Annotated in this window: 16 protein-coding genes; all 16 read left to right on the top strand. The window is 38.3% G+C overall.

What is annotated here, in order from left to right; all coding sequences use genetic code 11:
- The 16 genes from purL (at position 1) to IGJ27_RS05380 (ending at position 25,162) form a co-directional block, all read left to right on the top strand.
- On the top strand, positions 1 to 2,223 hold the full coding sequence (purL, locus tag IGJ27_RS05305; protein ID WP_178306016.1) for a phosphoribosylformylglycinamidine synthase subunit PurL: 2,223 nt from the start codon (positions 1 to 3) through the stop codon (positions 2,221 to 2,223).
- On the top strand, positions 2,208 to 3,650 hold the full coding sequence (gene purF, locus IGJ27_RS05310) for an amidophosphoribosyltransferase (protein WP_034700370.1): 1,443 nt from the start codon (positions 2,208 to 2,210) through the stop codon (positions 3,648 to 3,650). Before purL ends, purF begins: the two co-directional genes overlap by 16 nt.
- A gap of 13 nt (positions 3,651 to 3,663) precedes the next feature.
- Entirely contained in the window at positions 3,664 to 4,707 is a 1,044-nt protein-coding gene (purM, locus tag IGJ27_RS05315) for a phosphoribosylformylglycinamidine cyclo-ligase (RefSeq protein ID WP_096710420.1), read from the top strand.
- Positions 4,704 to 5,297, top strand: coding sequence for a phosphoribosylglycinamide formyltransferase (gene purN, locus IGJ27_RS05320; RefSeq protein WP_178306015.1), 594 nt, complete (start codon positions 4,704 to 4,706; stop codon positions 5,295 to 5,297). The genes purM and purN overlap by 4 nt, the downstream gene beginning before the upstream one ends.
- Positions 5,290 to 6,825, top strand: coding sequence for a bifunctional phosphoribosylaminoimidazolecarboxamide formyltransferase/IMP cyclohydrolase (gene purH, locus IGJ27_RS05325; RefSeq protein ID WP_053766390.1), 1,536 nt, complete (start codon positions 5,290 to 5,292; stop codon positions 6,823 to 6,825). The genes purN and purH overlap by 8 nt, the downstream gene beginning before the upstream one ends.
- Before the next feature lie 17 nt (positions 6,826 to 6,842).
- Positions 6,843 to 8,117: a phosphoribosylamine--glycine ligase gene (gene purD, locus IGJ27_RS05330; RefSeq protein ID WP_178306014.1), complete on the top strand. Its 1,275-nt coding sequence runs from the start codon at positions 6,843 to 6,845 to the stop codon at positions 8,115 to 8,117.
- Between the two features lie 119 nt (positions 8,118 to 8,236).
- Entirely contained in the window at positions 8,237 to 9,151 is a 915-nt protein-coding gene (locus IGJ27_RS05335) for an aldo/keto reductase (RefSeq protein WP_178306013.1), read from the top strand.
- Between the two features lie 108 nt (positions 9,152 to 9,259).
- Entirely contained in the window at positions 9,260 to 9,775 is a 516-nt protein-coding gene (locus IGJ27_RS05340; protein ID WP_178306012.1) for a hypothetical protein, read from the top strand.
- 218 nt (positions 9,776 to 9,993) lie between these two features.
- A complete protein-coding gene (gene guaC / locus IGJ27_RS05345) occupies positions 9,994 to 10,971 on the top strand; it encodes a GMP reductase (RefSeq protein ID WP_010719374.1) in 978 nt (325 codons plus the stop codon).
- 116 nt (positions 10,972 to 11,087) lie between these two features.
- Positions 11,088 to 12,515, top strand: a complete 1,428-nt coding sequence (locus IGJ27_RS05350) for a PLP-dependent aminotransferase family protein (protein ID WP_373191441.1) — start codon at positions 11,088 to 11,090, stop codon at positions 12,513 to 12,515.
- Positions 12,516 to 12,973: 458 nt separating this feature from the next.
- Positions 12,974 to 14,083 (top strand): pyruvate dehydrogenase (acetyl-transferring) E1 component subunit alpha, encoded by a 1,110-nt coding sequence (gene pdhA / locus IGJ27_RS05355; protein WP_010719372.1) that lies wholly within the window; start codon positions 12,974 to 12,976, stop codon positions 14,081 to 14,083.
- Positions 14,084 to 14,085: 2 nt separating this feature from the next.
- The gene (locus IGJ27_RS05360) at positions 14,086 to 15,063 is read left to right on the top strand and encodes an alpha-ketoacid dehydrogenase subunit beta (protein ID WP_010737448.1); all 978 of its coding nucleotides are present in this window, start codon (positions 14,086 to 14,088) and stop codon (positions 15,061 to 15,063) included.
- A 26-nt stretch (positions 15,064 to 15,089) separates the two neighbouring features.
- Positions 15,090 to 16,727, top strand: a complete 1,638-nt coding sequence (locus tag IGJ27_RS05365) for a dihydrolipoyllysine-residue acetyltransferase (RefSeq protein WP_063627006.1) — start codon at positions 15,090 to 15,092, stop codon at positions 16,725 to 16,727.
- Between the two features lie 7 nt (positions 16,728 to 16,734).
- Positions 16,735 to 18,141 (top strand): dihydrolipoyl dehydrogenase, encoded by a 1,407-nt coding sequence (gene lpdA / locus IGJ27_RS05370; RefSeq protein WP_010719369.1) that lies wholly within the window; start codon positions 16,735 to 16,737, stop codon positions 18,139 to 18,141.
- Positions 18,142 to 18,479: 338 nt separating this feature from the next.
- Positions 18,480 to 23,117: a transposase gene (locus IGJ27_RS05375; protein ID WP_438791694.1), complete on the top strand. Its 4,638-nt coding sequence runs from the start codon at positions 18,480 to 18,482 to the stop codon at positions 23,115 to 23,117.
- Between the two features lie 191 nt (positions 23,118 to 23,308).
- Complete coding sequence (locus IGJ27_RS05380) at positions 23,309 to 25,162, top strand: helix-turn-helix domain-containing protein (RefSeq protein WP_081204279.1); 1,854 nt, start codon at positions 23,309 to 23,311, stop codon at positions 25,160 to 25,162.
- The last annotated feature ends 300 nt before the right edge of the window (positions 25,163 to 25,462 follow it).

Here is a 25,462-nt window from a genome sequence, read left to right on the forward strand (position 1 = left end):
ATGAAAACACGGAATGAACCAAGTCCCTTAGAGATCAAAGAAAAGAAAATTTATGCTGAATGGGGATTGACAGACGAAGAATATCGAATGATCGAAGAAGATATTTTGGGGAGAATGCCCAATTACACCGAAACAGGTTTGTTTTCAGTCATGTGGAGCGAGCATTGTTCTTACAAAAATTCTAAACCGATTTTACGAAAGTTCCCAACAAGTGGACCGCATGTTCTTCAAGGTCCAGGAGAAGGCGCTGGTATCGTGGATATCGGTGATGGTCAAGCAGTTGTGTTTAAAGCGGAAAGTCATAATCACCCTTCAGCAGTAGAACCTTATGAAGGAGCGGCAACCGGTGTTGGTGGGATCATCCGTGATATTTTCAGTATGGGTGCACGTCCGATTGCTTTACTTGACTCCTTACGTTTTGGCGAGTTAGACCAACCACGAACCAAGTACTTATTGGAAGAAGTAGTCGCAGGGATTTCTGGGTATGGTAATTGTATCGGAATACCGACGGTTGGAGGAGAAGTAGCGTTTGATCCTTGTTATGAAGGGAATCCGTTAGTTAATGCCATGTGCGTAGGGTTGATCGATCACAAAGACATTCAAAAAGGGCAAGCTTCTGGTGTGGGTAATTCGATCATGTATGTCGGTGCGAAAACAGGACGCGACGGCATTCACGGTGCGACTTTTGCTTCAGAAGAGTTCAGTCAAGAAGAAGAACAGCAACGTTCCGCAGTCCAAGTAGGCGATCCTTTTATGGAAAAACTATTACTTGAAGCTTGCTTAGAATTGATCCTGGAACATGCGGACATTTTAGTAGGAATCCAAGACATGGGCGCTGCTGGATTGGTTTCTTCAAGTTCAGAAATGGCATCAAAAGCTGGATCTGGTTTGATTTTGACATTAGACGATGTGCCACAACGAGAAACAAATATGACTCCTTACGAAATGATGCTTTCAGAATCACAGGAACGAATGTTGATTTGTGTAAAAGCTGGGGCAGAGGAAAGAGTCAAAGAATTATTTAAAAAATATGATTTGGATGCTGTTACGATTGGAGAAGTCACCGATGATGGCTTGTATCGCTTGTACCATCATGGGGAAGAAGTGGCTAACTTACCAGTTGATGCCTTAGCCGAAGATGCACCTGTTTATGAAAAGGCAGTGCAAGAACCCGCTCGAATCGAAAAATTTAAACAGTTAGGGCAATATCAACCAATCATTGAAGATGCGAATCAATTATTGCTAGATTTATTGAAACAACCGACAATAGCTTCAAAACATGCGATTTATGAAACCTATGATTCTCAAGTACAAACCAATACAGTAGTTTCCCCTGGAAGTGATGCTGCCGTATTGCGTATTCGTGGAACGGAAAAAGCAATTGCTATGACGACTGACTGTAATGCCCGCTACCTTTACTTAAACCCCGAGATAGGTGGCCAAATTGCTGTTGCAGAGGCTGCCAGAAACATTGTAGCTAGTGGCGGACGTCCATTGGCGATCACAGACTGCTTGAATTATGGTTCTCCTGATAAACCAGAAGTGTTTTGGGAACTGGTCAAATCAGCAGACGGGATTGCCAAAGCATGTGAAGTCTTTGCGACACCTGTGATCTCCGGGAATGTTTCTTTATACAATGAAACGGATGGCAAAGCGATTTATCCTACCCCGATGATCGGCATGGTCGGATTGATCGAAGACCACCAACACATCACCACTCAATCTTTCAAAATGGCGGATGATTTGATTTATCTTGTTGGTGAAACTTATGACGATTTCAATGGTAGTGAATTGCAAAAAATGCAATTAGGAAAAATTGAAGGGGACATCGAGCATTTTGATCTATTGACGGAACAACAAAACCAAGAAAGTCTACTGGCGGCTATTCAAGCAGGAGTGGTAACCAGTGCGCATGATTGTTCGGAAGGCGGTTTGGCTGTGGCGTTGGCTGAAGCAACTTTTGGTACCCAATTGGGATTAGATGTCACAGTAAATCTGACGACAGCACAACTTTTTTCAGAGACACAATCAAGATTTGTGGTCACCATCCTTCCAGAAGATCGTGAGGAATTTGAACGTTTGATGGGCGAAAAAGCAAGTTGTATCGGTAAAGTGACTGAGTCAAGTAATATCGTGATCCAAGCAAGTGATGGGGAAATCCATCTAGCTGTTACAACAGCTAAAAAATGCTGGGAGGACGCAATCGAATGTCTTATGAAGTAAAAAGTTTAAATGAAGAATGTGGGGTGTTTGGTGTCTGGGGACATCAAGAAGCATCTAGCGTAACGTATTTTGGGCTTCATAGTCTTCAGCACCGTGGTCAAGAAGGTGCTGGGATCGTTTCAAATGATCAAGGGAAACTATTAGGACACCGGGATCTAGGTTTACTCTCAGAAGTTTTCAAAGATCAAAGAAAGCTAGCTGCACTCTCTGGACAAGCAGCGATTGGACATGTGCGTTATGCTACAGCAGGTAATGGTAGTGTGGACAATATCCAACCCTTTTTATTTAAATTTTATGATCAGTCAATCGGTCTAGCTCACAATGGTAATCTTACGAATGCCCGTTCATTGAGAACGTCGTTAGAAAAAGACGGTGCGATTTTCCATTCCAATTCAGATACAGAGATTTTGATGCATTTGATTCGTCGAAGTAAAAAAACAACATTACTCGATCGTTTAAAAGAAGCATTAAATGAAGTGAAAGGCGGTTTTGCCTATTTGCTTTTAACAGAAGATGCCATGATCGCCGCTCTTGATCCGAATGGTTTTCGACCTTTGGCAATCGGTCAAATGAAAAATGGTGCATATGTGATTGCTTCTGAAACTTGTGCACTGGAAGTCATAGGTGCGCGGTTTATTCGAGATGTTCGTCCAGGGGAAGTAGTGATCATTGATGACTCGGGCTATACGATCGATACTTATACAACCGAAACCCAGTTAGCGATTTGTTCCATGGAATATATCTACTTTGCACGACCAGATTCAAATATCGCTGGTGTCAATGTACACACTGCTCGTAAAAATATGGGGAGAAATTTAGCACAGGAAGCGCCAATTGATGCTGACATGGTTGTAGGTGTTCCAAATTCTTCGCTATCAGCAGCCAGTGGCTATGCCGAAGCTAGTGGCATCCCTTATGAGATTGGACTAGTAAAAAATCAATACATTGCCAGAACCTTTATTCAACCTACACCAGCATTAAGGGAACAGGGTGTCAGGATGAAACTTTCGGCTGTCAGAGGAGTTGTTGAAGGGAAACGAATCGTGATGGTGGATGATTCAATCGTTAGAGGAACAACGAGCCGGCGAATCGTACGTCTATTAAAAGAGGCAGGAGCAAAAGAGGTTCATGTACGAATTGCTTCACCACCGTTAAAATATCCTTGTTTTTACGGCATTGATATTCAAACGAGAAAAGAACTAATTGCAGCGAATCATAGTATCGAAGAAATCAGACAATGTATTGAAGCAGATTCATTGGAATTTTTAAGTGAGGATGGGTTGATCCAAGCAATCGGATTAAAAGAAGCAGCTCCTTATTCTGGGTTATGTATGGCTTATTTTAATGGTGATTATCCGACGCCTTTATACGACTATGAAGAAAAATACCGTGAATCATTGAAAGAAAAAGTATCTTTTTTTCAATAAAGGAGGAAGTAACATGAGCAATGCCTATGCGAATGCTGGTGTGGATGTAGAAGCTGGCTATGAAGTAGTAGAACGAATCAAGAAACACGTAAAAAAAACAGAGCGACTAGGGGTAATGGGTGCTTTAGGCGGTTTTGGTGGCTGTTTTGATTTAAGTTCTTACCAATTAAAAGAACCAGTTTTGGTATCAGGGACAGATGGGGTAGGAACAAAATTGTTAGTAGCCATCGAAGCGGATCAACATGAAACAATCGGAATCGATTGTGTGGCGATGTGTGTCAATGATATTTTAGCTCAAGGTGCGGAACCTTTATATTTCTTAGACTATTTAGCTACTGGAAAAAATGATCCACAAAAATTAGAAAAAGTCGTCGCTGGCGTGGCGGATGGTTGTGTAGCAGGTAATCTTGCGTTGATCGGTGGCGAAACCGCAGAGATGCCAGGGATGTACGCGGAAAATGAGTATGATCTTGCTGGTTTTGCAGTTGGGGTTGCAGAAAAGTCGCAATTGATCACAGGAAGTGAAATCGAAGTTGGTGATGTTCTGTTAGGCTTACCTTCTAGCGGGATTCATTCAAACGGCTATTCATTGGTTCGGAAAGTGTTTTTTGAACAAAATAGTTACACATTAACCGATCAGATAGAGGGTCTGTCTGAAACACTGGACCGAGAATTGTTAAAGCCGACAAAAATCTATGTATCAGCTTTGCTGCCAATCATAAAAGAACAAAAGATCAAAGGTGCGGCACATATCACTGGTGGTGGATTCGTAGAAAATATTCCTCGGATGTTGCCGGAAGGAACGGCCGCGCAAATTCAATTAGGTTCATGGCCTAGCTTGCCGATTTTTGATTGTCTCCAACGTTTAGGTGAAATCCCTGAACAAGAGATGTTTGAGATTTTTAATATGGGTATTGGAATGGTTGTAGCAGTAGCAGCCTCTCAAGTCGATGAAGTCATTGAAAAAATCAATGAGCAAGGAGAAGCGGTTTATCGAATCGGTGAAGTAGTTCCCTTAAAAAATAAAGCAGTGTTGTTTGATGAGGAAGAAAAATGAAGATTGCCGTATTTGCTTCAGGAAATGGCAGCAACTTTCAAGCTTTAGTTGACTATTTTCGGGAAAATAAGTTGCCAGATACCTTTGAATGGCTTTTTTGTGACCAGCCGAATGCTTTTGTCTTAGAACGGGCAGAAAAGTTACATGTACCATTTCATTTTTTTTCACCAAAAGAATTTTCATCTAAAAGAGAATATGAAGAAAAAATTTTAGAGATCCTAGTGGAAAAAGAAATTGAACTCATTGTATTAGCAGGATACATGCGGATTATTGGTCCGACTTTATTGAATGCTTATGAGTCAAGGATCATTAATATCCACCCCTCTCTTTTACCTGATTTTCCTGGCTTACATGGGATTCGTGATGCGTTTGCTGCGAAAGTCAAAGAAACAGGTATAACGATTCATTACATTGATAAAGGGGTAGATACAGGACCAATCATTCACCAAGAAACCATAGAGATCACGAAAGAAGACACATTGGATAGCTTAGAAGCAAAGATTCATCAAATCGAACATCAGACCTATCCTAAAATAATCGAAGCAGTCATCAAAGAAATGCAAAAAGTGGAGGAAGAAAAAAATGACTAGAGCATTGTTAAGTGTATCGGATAAAAAAGGAATTGTTGAATTTGCCAAGGGATTACAAGCTTTGGAAATTGAGATTATTTCAACTGGGGGCACCAAAAAAGCACTTGATGAAGCGGGAATCTTAACCATCGCAATCGAAGATGTCACTGGCTTTCCTGAGATGATGGACGGACGTGTCAAAACTTTGCATCCTAAGATTCATGGGGGATTATTAGCACGTCGTGATCTTGCTAGTCACAGAGATGCAATGGCAGCTTCTGAGATTTTGCCGATTGATTTTGTTTGCGTCAATTTGTATCCTTTCAAAGAAACAATCATGAAACCGGATGTTAGTGAAAAAGAAGCCATTGAAAATATTGATATTGGTGGACCAAGTATGTTGCGTAGTGCTGCCAAAAACCATGAATTTGTCACGGCGATCGTTGATCCGAACGATTATCCAATTGTTTTAGATGAACTGAGAAATCAAGGGACTACTTCTCTAGCGACACGTCAGAAACTGGCAGCGAAAGTATTTCGTCACACAGCAGCCTATGATGCATTGATTGCTCAATATTTAACGGAGCAAGTGAAGGAAGAAAAGACGGAAAAATTGACTCTTACTTTTGAACGCAAGCAAGACCTCCGCTATGGCGAGAATAGTCATCAGCAAGCTGTCTTTTATCAATCTGCTCTACCAGAACGTTATTCGATTGCTCAAGCAAAACAGCTTCATGGAAAAGAACTATCTTTTAATAATATTCGTGATGCAGATGCTGCTTTGCGGATCATGAGTGAATACCAAGAACCAACAGTCGTAGCACTCAAACACATGAATCCTTGTGGTATTGGCTCAGCTCACACGATTTTCGATGCTTGGCTAGCAGCTTATGAAGCAGATCCTGTTTCGATTTTTGGTGGGATTGTGGTATTGAATCGGGAAGTCGATTTAGCAACAGCTCAAGAAATGCATAAACTCTTTTTAGAAATTATCATTGCACCGTCTTATACACCAGAAAGTCTAGAAGTTTTAAAAGCCAAGAAGAATTTACGATTATTAACGGTTGACTTTAACTCGCAATTAACAAAAGCATCTAATGAAATTGTTTCAGTTCTTGGAGGTTTACTCGTCCAAGAAAAAGATACAGCAATGGAAGAACCAACTACATGGCAAGTAGTAACCGATCGTCAGCCAACATCTGATGAAATGGCTGCATTAGCATTTGCTTGGAAAGCTGTTAAGCACGTCAAATCAAATGCGATCGTTGTAAGTAATCGGTATCAGACGCTAGGGATTGGTGCAGGACAAATGAATCGTGTCGGTTCTGTCAAACTTGCGATTGAACAAGCTGGAGAAAAAGCACAAGCAGCTGTTTTGGCAAGCGATGCTTATTTCCCAATGGATGATTCGGTGGAATATGCAGCTAAACACGGAATCAAGGCGATCATTCAGCCTGGTGGAAGTATCAAGGACCAAGCGTCGATTGATATGGCTAATAAACATGGAATTGCCATGGTCTTTACGAACGTCCGTCATTTTAGACATTAAGATAGAGGGAGTAAGAAATGAATATATTGATCATAGGATCTGGTGGGCGTGAACATGCGATTGCTAGTAAAATCTTACAAAGTCCGCTAGTCGAAAACGTTTATTGTGCACCGGGGAATCCTGGCATGACACGTGATGGGGTCAAAATCGTTGATATTAAAGAAACTGATCATCAAGGATTGATCGAGTTTGCTAAGGAAGCGTCGATTACTTGGAGTTTTGTTGGCCCAGAAATTCCTTTGTTAAACGGGATCGTGGATGATTTCAAGCAAGCGGAATTAAAAATATTTGGTCCGACGAAAGCTGGTGCATTGATTGAAGGATCTAAGAGTTTCGCCAAAGAATTGATGGAGCGTTGTCAGATTCCAACTGCTGAATCTAAAACTTTTACCAACTATCTTGAAGCCAAATGGTACATCGAAGAGAAGGGTGCCCCAATTGTGATCAAAGCGGACGGTTTAGCTGCTGGCAAAGGCGTGGTCGTAGCGATGACAAAAGCCGAAGCGTTACAGGCAGCCAGCGATATGCTGGAAAAACATCGTTTTGGACAAAGTGGACATCAAATCGTTGTGGAAGAATTTTTAGAAGGAGAAGAGTTCTCTTTGTTAGCGTTTGTGGATGGCGAAGCAGTTTATCCAATGGAAATCTCACAAGATCATAAACGAGCGTATGATGGAGATCAAGGACCGAATACTGGAGGGATGGGCGCCTATTCTCCAGTACCTCACATTTCTGAAGCAATCATTGAAGCGGGGATCGAAAAAGTAATAAAACCTGCAGCTAAGGGGATGAGCGAAATTGGTCGTCCGTTTATCGGTGTATTGTATGCAGGATTGATCGCCACTTCAGATGGACCGAAAGTGATTGAATTTAATGCGAGATTTGGCGATCCTGAGACACAAGTCATTTTACCTCGATTGAAGAGTGACTTGGCGCAAGTGATCACTGATTTGTTAGACCATAAGCCGGTTCATTTAATTTGGGAGGAAACTGGATATCGTTTAGGGGTTGTAGTTGCAGCAGAAGGTTATCCTAATCAGTATTTAACTGCTATGGATTTGCCCGATTTTCCTGAAGAGGAGGCAACTGTCTATTATGCGGGTGTTCAAGAGGAAAAAGGAAATTTAAAAGGTTCTGGTGGTCGAATCTACTTAGTGGAGTCCTATGGGGAAACAATTGAAGAAGCGAGGGAAAAAGTATACAACGTGTTAGAATCAAAAGATACAAAGGGGACATTTTATCGGAAAGATATTGGAATGAAAGCAATCAACGTTTTTTCTAAGAATCACTAGCGCAACAAAAAGGGGGATAACATTTTTTTCTTTTTTGAGAAAAAAGTGGCATGCCTCTTTTTGCCCCCTTTTTGAAGTAAATGTGTTAAAATCTAATGGGAAAGAAAGGAATGATTTTAATGAAACAGATTCAATTGGGAACTTCAAATCAAAAGGTGTCATCGGTCATTCTCGGATGTATGAGGATTAATGGCGCTGAACATCCAGAACGTATTATTGAAACTGCTTTTGATAACGGTATCAATTTTTATGACCATGCGGATATCTATGGTGGTGGAGAATGTGAAACCATCTTTGCTAGTGCGTTAGCAAAAACTTCAATAAAGAGAGAAGAGCTATTTATTCAAACAAAATGTGGGATTGTTCCCGGTGTGATGTTTGACTTTTCCAAAAAGCACATCATTGAATCAGTAGAAGGTAGCCTCAAACGGTTAAAAATGGATTATGTTGATGCGTTGCTATTACATCGTCCCGATACCTTAGTTGAACCTGAGGAAGTGGCAGAGGCATTCGATGAATTAGAAAAGTCAGGTAAAGTACGTTATTTCGGTGTAAGTAATCAGAAACCAATGCAAGTCGAATTGCTAAAGAAATACGTCAAACAACCTTTGTTGATCAACCAATTGCAATTTGGATTGAAACATTCTGGAATGATTGATCAAGGGATCCATGTGAATATGACAGATGAAGCTAGCGTTGACCACGATGGTAGTGTCTTGGATTATTCACGTTTGAATGAAATGACGATCCAAGCATGGTCGCCTTATCAATATGGTTTTTTTGAAGGGGTATTTATCGGTAACGAAAAGTTTCCTAAATTGAATCAAAAATTAGCAGAACTTGCTGAAAAATATCATACAACGCCAACAGGTTTAGCTTCAGCTTGGATTTTACGCCATCCTGCAAATATCCAAGTGATTGCAGGAACGATGAATGTAGGGCGAATCAAGGAAATTGCACAAGCATCAGACGTTGAACTGAGTCGTGAAGACTGGTATGCGCTGTATCGCGAAGCTGGCAATATCCTACCATAGACATGAAAAAACATTGAATGAAACAGTCATTAGTTGCTTGTTCGCTAATGACTTCTACATATATTGATGCGAGGAACGTCACTAAGAATCTACGAAAAGGGGAGTAAAATGGGATATCTAAATAAATGGGACAATAATTCGTCAATGCCAGAAAGTGAGCTAAACGCTCATAGAGCAGCGTATGAAAATGTCAGTGATGGTAAAGAAGCGAAAGGCAATCTAAAACTAGACCCCCAACGCTATAGTCTTGGAGTAATGACACACGCAATAAATAAAACGAAATCTGCAAAATCAAATAAACCTAATAGAGCTCTACTTGGAATGATCCAAGAAATAGCGCAAAGCTATTTTAGCCCTAAAGTACTTGCTGGTATGGAGAAATTCAAAAAGGATAGAGAAAAAGAGCTAGAAAAAAGTTCGAACATTTCGCAAACAAAGTTATCTAAAGATAAAGAAAACCCTGATAATCAAAATCAAGTTTATAAAAGGTTGAATGCCATTATCACTGGCGCTAAACAGACACTCGTTCAAACCGGAACTCTGAATAAAAACGATCAAGAGAAAACAAACCAATCAAAAGAAGCTGGAAATCAACAAAAGAATGAACCACCTGGTAGAGATTGAGTAGCTATAAGCGACAAACAGCTGATTGTTTATTTGTCGAAAAGTTTGATGGCTAGACAGTGTTATTTCAGATTAAGGAGTTTTTTATTTTTTTGTTTATATTCCCCTTGATTTTTTAGTTTAAATACGGTAAATTACATAAGGTGCTAAAAATAAACACCCAAAAAGCAAATAATGTTCGTGTTTTACTGAATTCGAACATCAGGAGGATCATGTCCATGAAAGTGTTTGATTACGAAGATATCCAACTCATTCCTAATAAATGTATTGTAAGTAGCCGTTCAGAATGTAACACGACAGTGACACTAGGAAAGCATACTTTTAAAATGCCTGTTGTCCCTGCGAATATGCAAACGATCATCGATGAGTCAATTGCACAATTTTTAGCAGAAAATGGTTACTTCTATATTATGCATCGATTTGATGAAGCAGCAAGAATCCCCTTTGTGCAAAAAATGAAGGAGCAACAATTGATTACTTCAATCAGTGTTGGCGTAAAACAAGAAGAATATTCATTTGTTGAAGAATTAGCACAGTTAAATTTAGTTCCTGATTATATCACGATTGATATTGCGCACGGTCATTCAAATGCGGTGATTGAAATGATCCAACATATCAAAAAACATTTACCAGAAACGTTCGTTATTGCAGGAAACGTTGGGACACCAGAAGCTGTTCGGGAATTAGAAAATGCCGGAGCTGATGCAACAAAGGTTGGAATTGGACCTGGTAAAGTTTGTATCACAAAAATCAAAACCGGTTTTGGTACCGGTGGTTGGCAACTTGCTGCCTTAAGATGGTGTGCGAAAGCTGCCAGAAAACCGATTATTGCTGATGGGGGTATTCGTACCCATGGTGATATTGCAAAATCCGTTCGTTTTGGCGCAACAATGGTTATGATCGGTTCGCTATTTGCCGGACATGAAGAATCGCCTGGTGAGACAATGGTGGAAAATGGCGTAGTGTACAAAGAATACTTCGGCTCTGCCTCCGAGTTTCAAAAAGGTGAAAAGAAAAATGTAGAAGGTAAGAAAATTTGGATCCAACATAAAGGGTCTTTGAAAGACACGTTGGTTGAAATGCAACAAGATTTACAATCTTCTATTTCTTATGCGGGTGGGAAAGATATTGAAGCTATTCGCAAAGTAGATTATGTGATTGTTAAAAACTCCATTTTTAACGGAGATACCATTTAATAGCTATTAAAAAGCAAAGTAGATGCTCTCGCATCATGCTTTGCTTTTTCTTTGCTTTTCGATCCCTTTTTTATAAGATAAAATAGGCAGTAGAAGAAAGAGGAATGGAGAAGAACATGTGGGAAGTCATAGATAAGAAACAAAGACCAATTTATCGACAAATTATGGATCAGGTGATGAAAAATATTGAAAATGGGAATTTAGATCCCAACGTACCCTTGCCCTCTGAAAGGAAATTGGCAGTTATTTTTCAAACAAATCGCACCACTGTGGTTCGAGCGTTGGATGAATTACGAGATCTTGGCGTTCTTATCAGTCGCCGAGGCAGTGGACGCTTTGTGAATCAAACCGAATGGGGGCGGTATTCTGTCCCGAGAGTGAATTGGCGCGAATTATTTTCTCAACGCTATGAACAAATCGATGATAGTTATGAAAAAATGATCGAAGTAGGAAAACTGAACCCTTATTTTCTCGATTTATTTTCGAGCGAGATGCCTACAGACTTATTACCAAACGTTCAATTTCCAGCATACTCAATGAATGAGATTATTGAAAAAGAGCAACAAATCACCTGTCTAGGTTATCTTCCATTAGTAGCAAAAATAAAAAATTACTTGATCGAAAAATTTTATTTTGATTTTACTAAAACGCAATTATTAGTTACGAGTGGGGGTCAACAGGCTATTTTTCTAATTTTACAGACGATTTTATCTAGTGGTGATGCTATTGCGGTAGAAGCGCCTTCGTTTTTTTATCGTTTGTCCTTATTTAAAGCGACAGGGATTCGTCTATTTGGTGTACCCATGGATAGCGAAGGTATTGAGCTGGATAAGCTAGAAGTGTTGATCAAGAAAAATAAATTGAAAGCTGTCTTAGTCAATCCAAACTTTCAAAATCCAACAGGGAAAGTGATGTCCCAAAAACGTCGCGAAGCATTAGTGACCCTTTGTCGCAACTATCAATTACCGATCATTGAAGACGACGTTTTTAGTGACTTATCCTTTCATGATAGTGAAAAGCATAAACCAACTGCGATCCATTCAATTGATCCGGAAAATGTCTTATATGTCGGTTCATTATCTAGGGTATTAGGACAAACGACCAAGATAGGTTGGATCGTTGGGCTGCGTTCCTTTATCGACCGCTTAGCGAAAGCTCAGGAAATGATGGAATTTTCGATGAGCATCTTTCCCCAAAATGTGGCGATGACTGTATTTGAAGAAAGTTATAGCACAAAGATCGCCATTGTGAGGGAAGGATTATACAAAAGAAGTTTGACGCTGGTTGAATGGGAAAAAACGCAAAACTTTTTTGAAGTCTGGCCCATTTATGGTGGGTACTATGCGTGGATTACGTGGAAAGGACAACAATTGACAAGAGATATTGCGGAAGAATTGATCCGCTCAGGGTTAGGCATTGCACCAAGTTTTTTGTTTGGAGAAGAGACCAACGGGTTGCGTATCAATTTTAGTCGTTTAACTGAAGAAAGGCTGCCATTTTTTCAAGCGGAAATGGCAAAATTAGCAAAACGTTTATCCGTTTAATTCATGATCAAAAGAGCAGGTTCATGTGCAACAGTTAAGGAGATTCCTTGCTGTTGCTTTTTAATTGAAAAAAATACACATATAGTAGAAAATTAAAAGAGGGATGATTGTAAAGAAAATCACTAATTAATAAAAAAATTTTTCTGTTTGTTGGAATAAGGTATAACAATGTGCGGATTCAATGATAACAGTAGAGAGGAGTAGATAGAAAATCAGGACTAATTTTGTACAAAAGATGTAAACCGCTTTCTTGATTGTGATGTTGTTCACTATTTGCGTGGTTAAGCGGATTATTACAAATTTTTAAAAACGTGAATTTTTTTGCTTTTAGCTTGTATTTCTTAATGATCCATGATAATTTATAAAAGAAGACGGTTGGATATTGATACAGTTTATATATCTGTTTCAATCGCAGAAAGATGAGATTTTCTTATATGATGAGAGAGGAATGTGTACAAATGGCAAAAAAGAAATTACCACTAGACTTTAATGCGTTATTAGATGAAGTCAATTCAGATTTTCCAGTATACCAAGCGCTTGACCAAAATGGTAAAGTAGTAAACCCTGATCTTGTTCCTGATTTATCAGATGAACAATTAGTAGAATTAATGACTAGCATGGTTTGGTCTCGTGTATTAGACCAACGCTCAACAGCTTTAAACCGTCAAGGACGTCTAGGATTCTTTGCACCAACAGCTGGTCAAGAAGCTAGCCAACTTGCAAGTGCATTTGCTTTTGAAAAAGAAGACGTATTACTTCCTGGTTACCGTGATGTCCCCCAATTAGTAAAACATGGATTGCCTTTAGCACAAGCTTTCTTATGGTCACGAGGACATGCGGCAGGGAATTTTTATCCAGAAGAATTGAAAGCTCTACCACCACAAATCATTATTGGTGCGCAGTACATCCAAGCGGCTGGTGTGGCTTTAGGATTGAAAAAACGAAACAAAAAAAATGTGGTCTTCACTTATACAGGTGACGGCGGCTCTTCTCAAGGTGATTTTTATGAAGCAATCAACTTTGCTGGAGCTTATCATGCAAATGCTGTATTTTATATCCAAAACAATGGCTTTGCGATCTCAACACCTCGTGAAAAACAAACAGCTGCTAAAACATTAGCGCAAAAAGCTGTGGCAGCTGGGATTCCAGGGATCCAAGTAGATGGTATGGATCCATTAGCAGTTTATACAGTATCTAAAATGGCACGTGATTGGGCAATCAACGGGAATGGTCCAGTCTTGATTGAAACATTGACTTACCGTTATGGTCCGCATACTTTATCAGGAGATGACCCAACTCGTTACCGTTCAAAAGAAACAGATGACGAATGGCAGAAAAAAGATCCATTGATCCGTTTCCGTAACTACCTAACAGAAAAAGGTCTATGGTCAGAAGAAAAAGAAGAACAAGTAATTGAACAAACAAAAGAGGAAATCAAAGCAGCGATTGCTGAAGCAGATAAGATTCCAAAACAAAAAGTTTCTGATTTCTTAAAAAATATGTTTGAAGTGGCACCACAATCAATTAAAGAGCAAATTGCAATCTATGAAGCGAAGGAGTCGAAATAATCATGGCACAAAAAACAATGATTCAAGCAATCACAGATGCCCTAGCACTTGAACTTGAAAATGATGAGAACGTAATCGTTTTTGGTGAAGATGTTGGGAAAAACGGTGGAGTTTTCCGTGCAACGGAAGGATTGCAAGAAAAATTTGGCGAAGAACGCGTTTTCGATACCCCATTAGCTGAATCAGGGATTGCTGGTATGAGTTTTGGGTTAGCTTTAGAAGGTTTTCGTCCAGTACCTGAAATTCAGTTCTTTGGATTTATTTTTGAAGCCATGGATGAAGTAGTCGCACAAATGGCACGTACAAGATATCGAATGGGTGGGACTAGAAATCTACCGATCACGATTCGTTCACCATTTGGTGGTGGGGTTCACACACCAGAACTTCATTCAGATAACTTAGAAGGATTGATTGCTCAATCTCCAGGAATTCGCGTAGTCATTCCATCAAATCCTTATGATGCAAAAGGATTATTGATCTCTTCTATCCGCAGCAATGACCCAGTTGTATTTTTGGAACATATGAAACTTTATCGTTCATTCCGTGAAGAAGTTCCAGATGAAGCTTATGAAGTACCATTGGACAAAGCGGCAATTACTCGTGAAGGAACAGACGTTTCAATCATTACCTATGGCGCAATGGTTCGTGAAGCGATCAAAGCAGCTGACAATCTTGCGAAAGAGGATATTTCAGTAGAAGTCGTTGACCTAAGAACAGTCGCACCGCTAGATATTGACACAATCATTCAATCAGTTGAGAAAACTGGTCGTGTGGTAGTCGTTCAAGAAGCGCAACGACAAGCAGGTGTAAGTGCCCAAGTGATTGCTGAAATCTCAGAACGTGCGATCCTTTCATTAGAAGCACCAATTGGACGTGTAGCAGCACCAGATACTGTTTTTCCATTTGGACAAGCTGAAAACATCTGGTTACCAAATGCGGCTGATATTGAAGCAAAAGTCAAAGAAATTGCAGAATTCTAAGAAATAAGAAGGGACGTAAGTAAATCATGGCATACCAATTTAAATTACCTGACATTGGTGAAGGAATCGCAGAAGGCGAAATCGTCAAATGGTTTGTCAAGCCAGGCGATACCATCAATGAGGATGATACGTTATTAGAAGTTCAAAATGATAAATCAGTAGAAGAAATTCCATCCCCAGTTACTGGGACAGTGAAAAACGTCATCGTACCTGAAGGAACAGTCGCGAATGTTGGCGATGTACTGGTAGAAATCGATGCACCAGGACATGAAGACAATGAAACAAGTGGCGATGCTGGAGTAGCAGCGAAAGAGCAAACACCTGAACATCCAGCTGCTGAACCAACTGAAGCTAGTGCCGATGGTGGGGTCTTTGAATTTAAATTACCCGATATTGGTGAAGGAATCGCAGAAGGTGAAATCGTTAAATGGTTTGTGAAACCAGGCGATACCATCAATGAAGATGACACATTGTTAGAAGTACAAAACGATAAATCGGTAGAAGAAATCCCGTCACCAGTGACTGGAACGGTTAAAAACATCTTGGTATCAGAAGGAACAGTTGCAACTGTTGGTGATGTATTAGTAGAAATCGATGCACCAGGACATAATAGTGCGCCTTCTACTACATCAGAAAAAACAGCTGAATCAACTGATGCTAAAGTAGAAACTTCTGGTTCAGCATCAGTAGCTGAGGCAGCTGATCCTAACAAACGTGTTTTGGCTATGCCATCAGTTCGACAATTTGCTCGTGAAAAAGACGTGGATATCACACAAGTCACTGCAACTGGTAAAGGTGGACGTGTGACAAAAGAAGATATTGAAAGCTATCTATCAGGTGGGCATGCGAGTCAAACAGCATCAGCTGAACCAGCTGCACCTGCGACAGAAAAAGCGGTTGAAGCGAAAGCTGAAAGCAAGCCAGCAGCACCAGCAAAAGCGTTCAAATCTAATTTAGGTGAATTGGAAGAACGTGTAGCAATGACACCGACACGTAAAGCGATTGCTAAAGCAATGGTCAATAGCAAGCAAACAGCGCCACATGTTACTTTACATGACGAAGTAGAGGTTTCTAAACTTTGGGATAATCGTAAGAGATTTAAAGAAGTGGCAGCTGCGAATGGGACAAAATTGACTTTCTTGCCATACGTGGTAAAAGCATTAACTGCTACTGTGAAGAAATTCCCTATTTTGAATGCGTCAATTGATGATGCGAACCAAGAAATCGTTTATAAAAATTACTATAACATCGGAATCGCAACTGATACAGATCATGGCTTGTATGTACCAAATGTAAAAGATGCAGACCGTAAAGGGATGTTTGCGATTGCGGACGAAATCAATGAAAAAGCAAAACTAGCTCATGAAGGTAAATTAGCAGCTGAAGATATGCGAAATGGCACTATTACGATCAGTAATATTGGTTCTGTAGGTGGTGGCTGGTTTACACCAGTAATCAACTACCCTGAAGTAGCAATTTTAGGTGTGGGAACAATTGCACAACAACCGATCGTTAATGGTGAAGGTGAAATCGTTGTTGGACGAGTGATGAAACTTTCCTTAAGCTTTGATCACCGTATCGTAGACGGAGCAACAGCTCAACAAGCAATGAACAATATCAAACGACTTTTAGCTGATCCTGAGTTATTGATGATGGAAGGATGATAAACAAATGGTAGTTGGAGATTTTGCTGTAGAATTAGACACAGTTGTAATCGGTGCGGGACCTGGTGGCTATGTTGCTGCCATCCGTGCTGCTGAAATGGGACAAAAAGTGGCAATCATTGAAAGAGAATACATCGGTGGTGTTTGTTTAAACGTTGGTTGTATTCCTTCAAAAGCGCTGATTGCTGCAGGACATCATTATCAAGAATCTCTTGATTCAACTTTATTCGGTGTCACGAGTGAAAATGTCACACTTGATTTTGCAAAAACACAAGACTGGAAAGAAAATAAAGTAGTGAAAACACTGACTTCTGGTGTTGGCTTCTTATTGAAAAAACACAAGGTAGAAACAATCGAAGGCGAAGCATTCTTCGTCGATGATCATACATTGCGTGTGATCCATCCCGATTCTGCTCAAACGTATTCTTTCAATAACGCAATCATTGCCACTGGCTCCCGTCCGATCGAAATCCCAGGATTTAAGTTTGGCGGACGTGTACTTGACTCAACAGGCGGCTTAGCTCTAAAAGAAGTACCAAAAAAATTCGTCATTATTGGTGGCGGAGTTATTGGAGCAGAATTAGGTGGAGCCTATGCTAACTTAGGTGCTGAGGTAACGATTCTTGAAGGTTCTCCTCAAATTTTACCTACCTATGAAAAAGATATGGTGAAATTAGTGGAAGACGACTTCAAGAAAAAAGGTGTGACAATCGTAACCAATGCAATGGCGAAAGAAGCTGTTGATAATGGGGACAGTGTGACAGTCAAATATACTGTAGACGGTAAAGAAGAAACAGTGACAGCAGATTATGTCATGGTAACAGTTGGTCGTCGTCCAAATACTGACGATATGGGATTAGAACAAGCAGGTGTCGAAGTCGGTGAACGTGGATTGATTCCAGTGGATCAACAAGGGCGTACGAATGTGCCAAACATTTTTGCAATTGGGGATATCGTACCAGGTGCTGCTTTAGCGCATAAAGCAAGTTATGAAGCAAAAATTGCTGCAGAAGCTATCTCAGGTAAGAAAGTAGCAGTTGACTATAAAGCAATGCCTGCGGTTGCCTTTACAGATCCAGAATTAGCTTCTGTTGGGATGACGATCAAAGAAGCAAAAGAAGCTGGTATTGAAGCTACTGCATATAAATTTCCGTTTTCAGGAAATGGACGGGCGTTATCGCTTGCAAAAACAGAAGGTTTTATCCGTTTAGTGACGACCAATGAAGACAATGTCATCATTGGAGCGCAAATCGGTGGTGTAGGTGCTAGTGATATGGTTTCTGAGCTTGCTTTAGCCATTGAATCAGGAATGAATGCCGAAGATATTGCGTTAACGATCCATCCACATCCATCGCTAGGTGAAATTACGATGGATGCTGCTGAACTCGCTTTAGGTTTACCAATCCATATTTAATTTAGCAATTGGGATATTTTATCCGAACTGTTTCAAAAAAAGTATGGATGCTGGCGATAGTTGCCAGGTTAAAAACATCTTTTTGACAAATTGAATTGATACATGATCGATGAAACATCAAAGTTAGCAAAAACTGCTAGCTTTGATGTTTTTTTTGTGGTCTTTTCAAAACCTCTTTTTCTGAAAAAAGAAAAAAGAAAGTCAAGCTTTTTGAAAGAGGGTGTTAGAATAAATGTGGTAAAAGCAATCAGGTCAGCATATTTCTATATCAATGATTTAACTAGCGGAACTAGTTGTTTACTAATTAATTTTTAATCACTTTAAAGGAGATTGACTTTGTGAGAAAAGAAACGATTAAAACACTTCAAGGAGACTGTCATGAGAATGAAAAGAATAATGAAATTGGCGGTCCTAACAATTCAATTAAAAAGAGAAATGAAAGGATTATAGAAGCATACCAAACAGAAAATACATCGATAGCAGGACTTGCTGAGCGATTTGGAGTATCAAAGAGAACCATTGGAAATGTAACACACAGTCTAAAAGAGCAAAATCTGCAACAGCAAAGCTTAACGAATGAGACAACTAAAGAAAAGGAAGAGAGCAATAATCAAAATATCGAAGCACATTTAGCAGGAGACTTGTGGGTAAGTAAACTTGTTAATAAATTTAACGGATCAGCGAGAACCATTTTGATGAAAATAAAGAAAGCAAGAGAACAGAAGGAAGAGATGCAATATAAAACATCGTCAGAAAATGAAATTTTACAGTTAGATAGAAATAGTTTTGAGCAAAGGGAAGAGTTAGTGAAGCAACAAGAGCTGATTTCAGAAGTTCTTCTAAAAGATGAGCTGGAACAGGTACATCCTGCTCAGCCAAGGCCTTTAGAGGACAAAGTCGCTTCATTAAGAAAACAAAAAAGTGTTGATCATGACAGCCAGTCAAAAAAATACAATCTCAATGACAGTTCAAGCAGAAAAAGAAAGATGCAAGAAAATAAGGACCCAGAAAAGTTTTCACTATCGGCGTTCCCAATTGATAAAAATAGTTTGAAAACATCGAGTGTGAAACCTAAGAAGCCAAAGAAATCTCATGTACTTCATGAAGTAGAAGAATATTCACCCAAACTATCACAAATAAGCAAACAAATACATACAACAGAGAATGAGCATTTAATTGATGAGAACCAACAGGATAAACTTCAAGGCATCGGTCCTCAACAAAATAAAAACTTTTCTTTATCACTTCCTTTACCAAATAAATTGGAGGAAGCAACAAGTAGTGAGAATCATATCTTCAATAGCAAACAAGTGCAAGTAACTGGAAGTCATCTAAGAGAAAATCAAGAGGAACATCCAATTTTATCAGAGACAGAAGGTGAATTTGGAAATAGCTTGTTCGATAGTTTATCTGATTTTGACTATTCAAATGAGTCCAATGAAGAACGTTCGTTTTTTCAAAAGTTAGCAAATTTATCCGATGAATTGTCAAATCATAATCTCACGACAGACGAAATAGTGGAAGCATTAATGGAATTTGACGAGACGTTAGACTCAGCAAAAAATCTAGTGGACTATGTGAACGGATCGAATGAACTTCCAAAACAATCTAATAATGATTTATTCGAAGATTTATCAAATGATAGTCTCACGACAGACGAAATAGTGGAAGCGTTAATGGAAATTGATGAGACGTTAGACTCAGGAAAAAATCTAGTGGACTATGTGAACGGATCGAATGAACTCCCAAAACAATCTAATAACGATTTATTCGATGATTCATCAAATGATAGTCTCACGACAGACGAAATAGTGGAAGCGTTAACGGAAGTTGATGAGACGTTAGACTCAGGAAAAAATCTAGTGGACTATGTGAACGGATCGAATGAACTTCCAAAACAATCTAATAATGATTTATTCGAAGATTTATCAAATGATAGTCTCACGACAGACGAAATAGTGGAAGCGTTAATGGAAATTGATGAGACGTTAGACCCAGCAAAAAATCTAGTGGATTATGTGAACGGATCGAATGAACTTCCAAAACAATCTAATAATGATTTATTCGAAGATTTATCAAATGATAGTCTCACGACAGACGAAATAGTGGAAGCGTTAATGGAAATTGATGAGACGTTAGACCCAGCAAAAAATCTAGTGGATTATGTGAACGGATCGAATGAACTTCCAAAACAATCTAATAATGATTTATTCGATGATTCATCAAATGATAATCTCATGACAGACGAAATAGTGGAAGCGTTAGTGGAAGTTGATGAGACGTTAGACTCAGCAAAAAATCTAGTGGACTATGTGAACGGATCGAATGAACTTGCAAAACAATCTAATAATGATTTATTCGAAGATTTATCAAATGATAGTCTCACGACAGACGAAATAGTGGAAGCGTTAATGGAAATTGATGAGACGTTAGACCCAGCAAAAAATCTAGTGGATTATGTGAACGGATCGAATGAACTTCCAAAACAATCTAATAATGATTTATTCGATGATTCATCAAATGATAATCTCATGACAGAAGAAATAACGGAAATATTAATGAGATTTGATGAGACATTAAACTCAGGAAAAAAACCAATGAAGTATGTAACGGAATTAAGTGAACGTCAAGAATCGAACAAATTATTCGATGAATCGTCAAATAGTCAACAGGTAGAATATCCTATAATGGAACAAACAATGGCAGGAAAAGCAGTTAATCAGCCTGGTTCGGAAAATAATCAAGTAAACTTTATAGAGGATAAGAATCAGGAATATCTGATTGATGAAGAAAAACATCCCCAGAATCCGCATAACATACATAATGATAGGGGCACAGGTGAGTTTATACAAAAGAAACAGGATAAGAGTATAAAAAATTCAGAAAACACCCCAGTGAATCAGAATCAGGAAACGGCGCTTGATGAAGAAAGACATCCAAAAAGAGCTGCTGCTCATTTATCTGAGAATCTACATAGTATACAAAACTTAGAAAGTAACCTAGGGCATCAAACAACCAAACAAACCGATAAGCAGACTATTCCTCAAACGGGGTATATTCTTGATCCTGTTCTTCCACAAAATGTCACTAAGAATAATTATTTAGAATATATTCAACTATATCAATCTATTCAGTCGACCATCAAAATAGAGACATTTTGTGACATAATGGAATTGTCACAAGATACATTTCAAGAGTTGCTTAAAGAAGCTGTTCCAGCTGAGTCAACTAATAGTGAATTAGGATATATAGAGAATAAAAGGGAAATTATACCGAGAGAATATAAATTAGAAAAGATCAATTTATATCTCAATTCTCAACATTCTTACGAATCTAAACGGCAGTTTTGTGATAAGAACAATTTAGACTATGATTCCTTTAGATCTTGGATAAGGGAACATAAAAAGGGGGAATTACCTCGTCAATCAATATCGACTATTGAAGAATTGATCAGTAGGGAACAAGATGGGAGAAATCTGTATTGTACTGCTAAGGTTAAGAAAGCCTGTGTACTTTTATGGAGAAGTAAGCGAATAGCACACAAGGTATTGTGTAAAAAATTGAACATTTCTGATGCGACTTTAAGAACTTGGAATAATAGATACGACCAGGCACGTGGTAAGAAGCAGGAGTTAATAACAACTCTCACAGAATTAAAAGAAAGGAAGTTAAAGCTAGGAAAGCTGTGTTGTACGGAGGAAGTTAAAAGAGAATGTGTTCTTTTATATAAGAATCAAGAAATGTCCATAAAGCAATTATGTAAGATTTATCATTTGACTCCGAATATGGTTAATGCTTGGATCGAAGAATATGACCGATTACTCCAAAATTCAGAAAGAACATCCCAAGCACGCCAAACTTTTTCAACTAATGTCGGGAATGCTAAATTTACAACAGCAGACAATAATGCGAGGTTAGCTCATGAACAAGGTAAGAGTCAAGGCAATCAAAGGATGCAACATAGTATACAAAACTTAGAAAGTAACCTAGGGGATCAAACAACCAAACAAACGGATAAGCAGCTTAATCCTTCAGCGAGGCACTCTCTTGACCCTGTTCTTCCACAAAAAGTCAATCAATCATACACTAAAAATGATTATTTAAAATATATTCAACTATACCAATCCATTCAAACGACCATCAAAATAGAGACATTTTGTGACATAATGGAATTGTCACAAGATACATTTCAAGAGTTGCTTAAAGAAGCTGTTCCAGCTGAGTCAACTAATAGTGAATTAGGATATATAGAGAATAAAAGGGAAATTATACCGAGAGAATATAAATTAGAAAAGATCAATTTATATCTCAATTCTCAACATTCTTACGAATCTAAACGGCAGTTTTGTGATAAGAACAATTTAGACTATAGTTCCTTTAGTTCTTGGATAAAGGAACATAAAAAGGGGAATTTAACTCGTAAATCAATCTCTACTATCGAAGAATTGATCAGTAGGGAACGAAATGGGAGAAATCTGGATTGTACCGCTAAGGTTAAGGAAGCCTGTGTACTTTTATGGAGAGGTTGCTCAATGACTAAGACTGAATTAAGTAACAAATTGAACATCAATGATATGGTTGTAAGAACTTGGGAAGATAGGTACAACCGGGCACATGGAAATGAGCAGAAGAAAATAATAACAACTCTCTCAGAATTAGAAAATAGGGATTTAAAGTTCAGGTATTTGAGTTGTACGGAGAAAGTCAAAAAAGAATGTATTCTTTTATTAAATGATACAAAAAATACCAAGGGACGAATATGTCAAAAGTATCATTTGAACGTTAAAACATTTTATAATTGGTACAATAAATATAAACCACTACTTAATGGTGCAGAAAAAGATTCAAAAGAACGCCAAACTTTTTCAACCAATGTCGGGAATGCTAAAATTACAGCAGCAGACAATAATGCGAGGTTAGCCAATGAGCAAAATAAGAGTCCAAATTTATTCTTGGGTAATCAAAAGATCCAATAAATTCTAATAAGTTAATTATAGGTAAAGTGGAATGAACGTTAAATATAATTGAAATAAATTAAACAATTACTTTGAAAAAAAACAATAGTTGGATCTTGATCGAACATTTTTTTCTAAAAAGGAGAAAGAATAAACTATTTGCTAGAAAATTTGATATTAAAATAGATAAATAATTAGAAAAGGAAATTACTATGGAAAATGAATGGACGGAACAACGATACATAACAAAGAATGTAATAGGTTCCAATGGAAATGGGCAACAGTCATATGGTGAGCTAGGACAAGATAATCATCTGGTTAATGAGTCCAGTCCGGAGGAGGAGCTAGTAAGTCACATAATCAACCAAGGTCCTCCAACTATTCAAGAATTAGAAGCGGCGTATACTCTTTTTTCTAATCTTGAACCAAAGGAGCAAAGGATAGGGCAAATAGAGGAACAAGGAATAAAAGATGTCAATATGTTTGATTCAGGAAATAAGCGAGTGCACCCTAGATCAGACGAAAACGTGGGATATCCAAAAAGGCTAAAAGGCGCAAATAACCATTTATTTAATGAGCGAGACACCATAAATGATTCACAATTCCCACCTCAAACGACAAGAGAATCGGTCAATAAGCCCAGTCCAGAAGAAGACCTAGTACGCTACGTGTTCGAACTGGGTCCTCTGACTCGTCAAGAATTAGAATTAGCCGATACTCTTTTTTCTAATCATGAAACAAAAGAGCAAAGGATAGCCGAGGAGAGGAAAGGACAAACAGAGGGACAAGAAATAGAAACTGGAAATATGTTTGATCTGGAAAATAATCGAATGAACTCTGTAGTGGGCCAAAATTCGGAATCTTCGATTGATGAAGAAAAACATCTCCAGAATCCGCATAGCGTACATAATGATAGGGACACAAGTGACTTTACACAAAAGAACATACAAGACAAGAGTACGAAAAATTCAGAAAGCACCCCAGTGAATCAGAATCAGGAAACGGTGCTTGACAAAGAAAGACATCCAAAAAGAGCTACTGCTCATTTATCTGAGGGTCTACATAGTATACAGCACTTAGAAAGTCAAACAACCAAACAAACCGATAAGCAGCTTAATCCTCAAACGAGGCACTCTCTTGACCTAGTTCTTCCACAAAAAGCCAATCAATCAGACACTAAGAATGATTATTTAGAATATATCCAACTGTATCAATCCATTCAGTCGACCATCAAAATAGAGACATTTTGTGACATAATGGAATTGTCAGAAGATATATTTCAAGGGTTGCTTAAAGAAGCTGTTCCAGATGAGTCAACCAATAGTGAAATAAGATATCCAAGGGATAAAAGAATAGTTTTCCCGAAAGAATACAAATTGGAAAATGTTAAATTATATCTTAATTCTAAACATTCTTACCATTCTATCACTTATTTTTGTTATAAGAAAAATTTACCCTATATGCCCTTTCTAAATTGGCTCAAAGAGTATACAGAGGGGAAATTAACTCGTGAATCAATATCGACTATCGAAGAATTAATAAGTAGCAAACAAACTGATGGGTATCTGGATTGTACTGATAAAGTGAAGGAGACCTGTGTACTTTTAAGGAGAGGTTGCTCAAAGACTAAGACTGAATTATGTGACAAATTGAACATCACTGATGGGGTTTTAAGAGCTTGGATGGATAAATACAATCAAGCACATAGAAATCAGCAGAAGAATATAATAACGACTCTTACAGAATTAAAAGAAAGGAAGCTAAATTCAGGAAAGCTGTGTTGTACGAATGAAGTTAAAATAAAATTAGTTCTTTTATATAAGAATCGAGAAATGTCCGTGAAGCAATTATGTAAGATTTATCATTTGAATCCGAAAACGGTTTATAACTGGATCAAGAACTATGACCGATTACTCCAAAATTCAGAAAGAACATCCCAAGAACGCCAAACTTTTTCAACCAATGTCGGGAATGCTAAAATTACAGCAGCAGAAAATAATGCGAGGTTAATCCATGAGCAAAATAAGAGTCCAAATTTAGTCTTGGGTAATCAAAGGATTCAATAAAATTCTAGCCAGTTAATCACAAGTAAAATTGGAATGAACATTAGATACAATGAAAATAAACCGACAAATTATGTTGACCAAGTCCAATGGATTAATCTTGGTCGAACATTTTTTTCTCAAAAGAAGAAAAAGTAAACTATTTGTTAGAACATTCGATGTTAAAATAGATAAATAATAAATGAATAAAAAAGGAAATGATTATGGAAAAGAAGTCAAATTCCTTAGATTGCATTATATGAACGTTTATAAGTCCCTGATAGTATTTTTAGCGGCTGGACAAAAGCTATAGTTAAGTTGTTA

Source organism: Enterococcus sp. DIV1726a (genome assembly GCF_051710985.1).
Lineage (GTDB): Bacteria > Bacillota > Bacilli > Lactobacillales > Enterococcaceae > Enterococcus_B > Enterococcus_B hirae.